Genomic DNA, 5630 nt, shown 5'->3' on the forward strand with positions numbered 1-5630 from the left:
TATGTTCCAGTCCGATATTTGTGATGACGGCAACCTCGGGCACGGGGATGACATTGGTAGCATCGTACAGCCCTCCGAGACCGACCTCCCACACGACTATGTCGACCTTCCTGCGGGCGAAGTGCACGATCGCCATGGCGGTGAAGACCTCGAAGACCGTGACCGGATCATCTTCGGACACCGTACCAATAATATTCCACACGACTTCGAAGGCGTCGAGGAAATCCTTGGGAGAGAGCATCGTTCCGTTGACCGAGATGCGTTCGCCGACATCTACGAGTGAAGGGGAGATGTAGAGGCCGACGGTATAGCCGGCTTCCTCGAGCATGCGTGCCGTGAAAGCACAGACCGACCCTTTGCCCTTGGTGCCTGCCACGTGAACGAATCGGAGCTGCCGTTCCGGGTTTCCCAGGCTGGCCATGATACGACGAATTCTCTCCAAGCCCAGCTTCGAGCCGAACTTGGAGAGTGAGAAGACGCAATCGAGTGCTTCAGCGTATGTTGTTCTTCGCTCGCGAGTCTGCACGCCGTGCCAGGTCTAGCCCTGCCCCTGCAGGAAGGTTGCGATGAGCTGTTCCTCGGCCTTGAGGTCTTCCAGTTTCTGCGTGTCCTTGTTGACGACTTCGGCCGGCGCACGCGCAAGAAAATCCTGGTTGCCCAGCCGGTCTTCAAGCTTGGCAATCTCTGCGTGCAGGAGTTCCAGTCTGCCATCAAGTACCTTGAGCTCGCCTTCATAGTCGAAGTCTGACTTCGCAAGGATCATGACCTGCATCGCCCCGTAGGCGCCTTTGATGTAGCGCTGGGTCGAATCCAGCTCCGTGCCGATGTCGGCAAACCGTCCAACGAACTTGACTGCCTCGGCATTTGCCATGATTGCCGCGATGTCGCTTTCCGCCCCGATCGCCACCACGCTCTGTTTCTCGGTTGGCGGCAGATGGAAGACCGCCTTGAGGTTCCGGACTGCCTTGATGAACCCGATGAGGAAGTCGGCCTGCGTGGCGTCCTTGTCGTAGGTGGTCATCCCATCGGCCTCGGGGTACGCCGCCGTCGCCATCAGATGGTCGCCGCTGTACAGCTGCTGTGTGATGGTCTCGGTGACAAATGGGACAAACGGGTGGAGAAGGCGCAGCGTATGTTCCAGGACGTACGCCAGTACCCAGCGGGTTGCGGGTGCCCTGGCGTCGTCGCGGAGCGGGATCTTCGCCAGCTCGATGTACCAATCGCAGAAGTCGCCCCAGATAAACTCATAGAGCCGGTGCGAAGCCTCGCCGAAGTCGTACACGTCCATTTTGGCCGTCACGTCGCGTGTTGCGTCGGCCAGACGCGTCAAAATCCATCGATCGAACAGTCCAAGCTGATCATCGGACGGAAGGGGGCCGGCCAGCGTCTCCTTGACGTCGACGCCGGCGACGACGAAGCGCGTTGCATTCCACAGCTTGTTGATGAAGTTCCGCGACGACAGCAGCTTCTGGTCGGAGAGCAGGATATCCTGTCCTCCGTAGGTGGAGAGGGAGGCCATCGTGAATCGCAAGGCATCGGTGCCGTACGTGCTGATCAGGTCCAGCGGATCCACCTGGTTCTTGAGCGACTTGCTCATCTTCCGTCCCTGTTCATCGCGGACAAGACCCGTGATGAAGACCGTATGGAAGGGGACGTCATCCATGAACTCGAGACCAGACATGACCATGCGGGTGACCCAGAAGAAGATGATATCGTATCCGGTGATGAGCAGAGACGTCGGATAGTAGTACGTGAGAGAGGCGGTCTGCTCGGGCCATCCCAGCGTAGCGAACGGCCACAAGGCCGAGCTGAACCACGTATCCAGGACGTCGCTTTCCTGGGTGATATGACTGCTGCCGCATGTTGGGCAGACGTGTGGGGCGTCGACTGAAACGATGACCTCTCCGCAGTCTTCACAATGGTAGACCGGGATGCGGTGGCCCCACCACAACTGACGGGAAACACACCAGTCGTTGATGTTCTCCAGCCAGCTCTCATAGACTTTCCGCCATTTGACCGGCAGGACCTCGACCTTGCCCTCGCGTTCAGCCTTTAGTGCCCTGGCGGCCAGGTCCTTCATACGCAGGTACCACTGGTCCGTGACGATGGGCTCAATTGTAGAAGCGCAGCGAGAGCAGTGCCCAACGCTGTGTTCGTAGTCGTCCACCTTTTCCAGCAGCCCCAGGGCGTCGATCTCGGCCACGATCTTCTCACGGGCGAGGGCGGCGGTCATGCCCCTGTAGTGCAAGGCGTTCTCGTTCATGAGGCCGTCGAGGCCGATGACAGCCATACTCGGAAGGTCGTGCCGCCGGCCGACCTCGAAGTCTGTGGGGTCGTGGCCGGGAGTGATCTTGAGGGCGCCCGTGCCGAAATCCAGCAGGACAGCTTCGTCCGCGATCACTGGGATAGTCCGGTTGGCGACGGGAACGATGACCTGTTTTCCGACGATGTCCGTGTACCGTGGGTCAGCCGGGTTGACAGCGACGGCTGCATCCGCGAGGATGGTTTCCGGGCGCGTCGTGGCAATCGTGACGGACCCCGAGCCATCGGCGAACGGGTATCGGACGTACCAGAGATGACCCTTCTCGTTTGCGTACATGACCTCGATGTCGGAGATGGCCGTGTGGCAACGGGGACACCAGTTGGTGATACGCTGACCCTTGTAGAGAAGGCCCTTCTCATAGTAATGCACGAAGGCGGCTTTGACAGCGCGCTCATACGGCTCGTCAAGTGTGAAGCGCAGACGGTCCCAGTCGGCAGAGACGCCGAGCTTCTTGAGCTGGGACAGGATGATGCCTCCGTACTTCTCTTTCCACTCCCAGATGCGACGCACGAATTCGTCGCGCCCAAGTCCTTCCCTGGTCAGCCCCTGTTCCTTGATCTGACGCTCGACGACTGCCTGTGTGGCGATGCCGGCGTGATCCATACCCGGCAGCCACAGCGTCTCGAACCCCTTCATGCGCTTGTACCGGATTGCAATGTCCTGGAGTGTCATATTAAGAGCGTGTCCCATGTGCAGGTACCCAGTGACATTGGGTGGTGGCATCATGACAACGAATGGTGTTCTGTCGGGGTTGGGCTCCGAATGAAAAGCCGCCTGGCTGAGCCATAGATTGTAGATCTGTTCCTCGTGCTTTTTCGCTTCGTACAACGGATCCAGTTGGATTGGAGTCATCACTCAAACCTCCACGACGGTATCTCGCAAGTATAAGCTGCGGCTACTGTTTGTCAATTGAACTGAGGCTCTTCGGCTCTGATTGCCACGGCCAGGAACGCGGCTATACTTTCGTTGGATCGGACCCTTTTGAGTCGGAGGACACGCGCGACATGTATCTGAAATCCCTTCATATTCAGGGGTTCAAAACCTTTGAGCAGAGCACGACACTGGAGCTTTCCTATCCGGTCATCGCTATCGTTGGGCCCAACGGTTCGGGCAAGAGCAACCTGGTCGATGCGTTGCGCTGGACACTGTGTGAGCAGAACCTGAGAACGCTTCGTGCCCGTTCGATGCTGGACCTCATCTTCGCCGGCAGCGCGACACGCCATCCCGTCAACTACGCCGAAGCCGAGGTCGTGTTCAACAACGAGGGCGACGTGTTCGGCACCGGCATGGACAAGGTCGCGGTGGCTCGGCGCATCTTCCGTTCCAAGGAATCGGACTTCCTCATCGACGGAAACGATGTTCAGCTCCGGGATGTCGAAGAGCTGCTGACATCGACGGGGCTCGGGTTCCGCCACTACCCGTTCATCGGGCAGGGCGAGATAAGCCGCATTTTCACGATGAAACCGGAGGAGCGCAAGGCTCTCTTCGAAGAGGTCGCCGGCATTGCCGAGTACAAACAGCGCAAGAGGGACACGCTGATCAAGCTGGAAGAGACACGGGTGAACATCGCACGTGTCGAGGACCTGCTGGCCGAGCTGAACGGCAACTATGCGCATCTTGGCCTCCAGGCGGCGGCGGCACGCGAGTATGTCGGCTATCAGTCGCGCCTGCGCGATCTGGAGATGGACATTGCGCACGCGCGGTATCTATCTGTATTGCGGGAACAGGAACGCGCCACGGCGCGACTTGCCGAGGCTCAGGAGAAGATGGCGGAGGTCATCGGCAGCCTGAACAGCCGGCAGGCAGCGCATGACGACCTTCAGACCGCACAGCGCAAGCTCAGTGCATCACTCCGCGAGAAGGCATCAGCTCTCAGCGAGGCGCGGGAGGATGCGTACCGGCTCGAGAAGGAACTGGTATCCGTCCGCGAGAAGGCTAAGTACCTTGCGGCAGAGGAGTCGAGGCTTGTGCGTCAGGAGCAGGACTGGGATGCCAGCAGGCTCCAGACGACCAGGCTGGCCGGCGAGACAGCATCGTCCATTGACCAGTTGAGGGGCGAGGAGTCACAGGGGGGCGCGGAGCTGGCCGCAGAACAACGCACCTACGACGAAGTGATCCAGAGCGTCGAACAGAGGCGCAAGGGCCTGGCCCAGACGCAGGCCCAGGTCTTGCAACTCGAGACCGAGGTCCGCCAGCTGTTCAGCCGGTTCAATCCATTACAATTCGAGCTGGACGAGAAGTGCAAGACCGTCGAGATTTCCGGACAGGCCACCGACGCTCCCGGACCCGAAACAGCCGCTGAACAAGTGAATGTGGTGCGTGAGCAGGCAGCCGCACTCGAGAAAACACTTGAGGAGTGGCGAGGGCAGTCTGAGAACGTTTCTCGGAACTTGACCACGCTCGAACAGGAGCAGGCTGCGCTGGCAACTGACAGCAAGGACAGAGCGATGACTGCCGAGTCCTACCGGAAGTCCCTCAAGAATGCCGCGGCGTTCGTCGCCAGCCTCGAGCGGCAGATACGGAACGGGTCCACGGCACGCCGTGTCCTCGACGTGGTCGACCTGGGTGAACGCGGGCCTCTCCTGTTGCAGTTGCTGCGAGAGGAGCTGGCCATCGAGCTGAGTGATGATCCGTGCGATGCCCTGGCGTTAGCTGTCCGTCGTTCTGGACAAGCGACCATGGGGGTCCGGTACGCCCCAAAGGACGATGCAGCTAACCAGAAGGACGTCGCCACCTCTTCTGTGGCGGCGATGGCTAGCAGTCTGGCGGGCGCGCCACCTCTCGTGGGCGGGCTGCTGCGTCGGCTCTTCGTCGCTTCGTCTCTCGAGCAGGGACTGGTGTTCGCCCGCGAGCATCGCCACGATTTCTACAAGGTGTACTGCGAAGACGGATTTGTCATCGACAGTGCATTTGCGGTGCGACCGCTGCGTGGGTCCATCGAACGCTCGTTTGCGGGCAAGGACTCTGCCGAGCTTTCCCGGCTCGAGGCGGAGGCTGCCGAAGCCCTGCGGATAGCCACTGATCAGGCGCAAATGGTGACGCTCGCGCGCTACAAGCGAAGTGAGCTCCTGAGTGGCATCCAGCAGGCTGAGCGCGATCTGAAACAGGCTCAGGCCCGGTTACAGGCGATGGTCGTGGAGGAGGAACGCCGCCTCGCGGTCGAACATGAACGTGCAAGCCGCCTGGACGTGGCACGAAGCCGTATCGTGGAACTCGAGAAAGAACTGGCGCCTCTCCGTGAAACTCTTGCTGAACGCAGAAGTACGCTGGCCAAGGCGCGCGACGCCCAGGACAGCGCGGACAGGGC

The 5630-nt window shown here is 60.1% G+C and carries 3 protein-coding genes; 1 reads left to right on the forward strand and 2 read right to left on the reverse strand.

Features of this window, described 5'->3' with window-relative positions; all coding sequences use genetic code 11:
* Both SMC1_RS08685 and SMC1_RS08690 read right to left on the reverse strand, forming a co-directional pair.
* A partial coding sequence (locus SMC1_RS08685) for a bifunctional folylpolyglutamate synthase/dihydrofolate synthase (protein WP_243626543.1) occupies positions 1-442 on the reverse strand: 442 nt, incomplete at its 3' end.
* Between the two features lie 96 nt (positions 443-538).
* Positions 539-3175 (reverse strand): valine--tRNA ligase, encoded by a 2637-nt coding sequence (locus SMC1_RS08690; RefSeq protein WP_119086387.1) that lies wholly within the window; start codon positions 3173-3175, stop codon positions 539-541.
* 152 nt (positions 3176-3327) lie between these two features.
* Here SMC1_RS08690 and SMC1_RS08695 point away from each other — a divergent pair.
* On the forward strand, positions 3328-5630 hold a 2303-nt coding region (locus tag SMC1_RS08695; RefSeq protein WP_133299413.1), incomplete at its 3' end, for an AAA family ATPase.

This window comes from Candidatus Cryosericum septentrionale, assembly GCF_003570995.1.
Lineage (GTDB): Bacteria > Caldisericota > Caldisericia > Cryosericales > Cryosericaceae > Cryosericum > Cryosericum septentrionale.

Excerpts from the sequence above, each read along its gene's own strand:
- SMC1_RS08690 (WP_119086387.1), bottom strand. The coding sequence starts at position 3,175 with ATGACTCCAATCCAACTGGATCCGTTGTACGAAGCGAAAAAGCACGAG.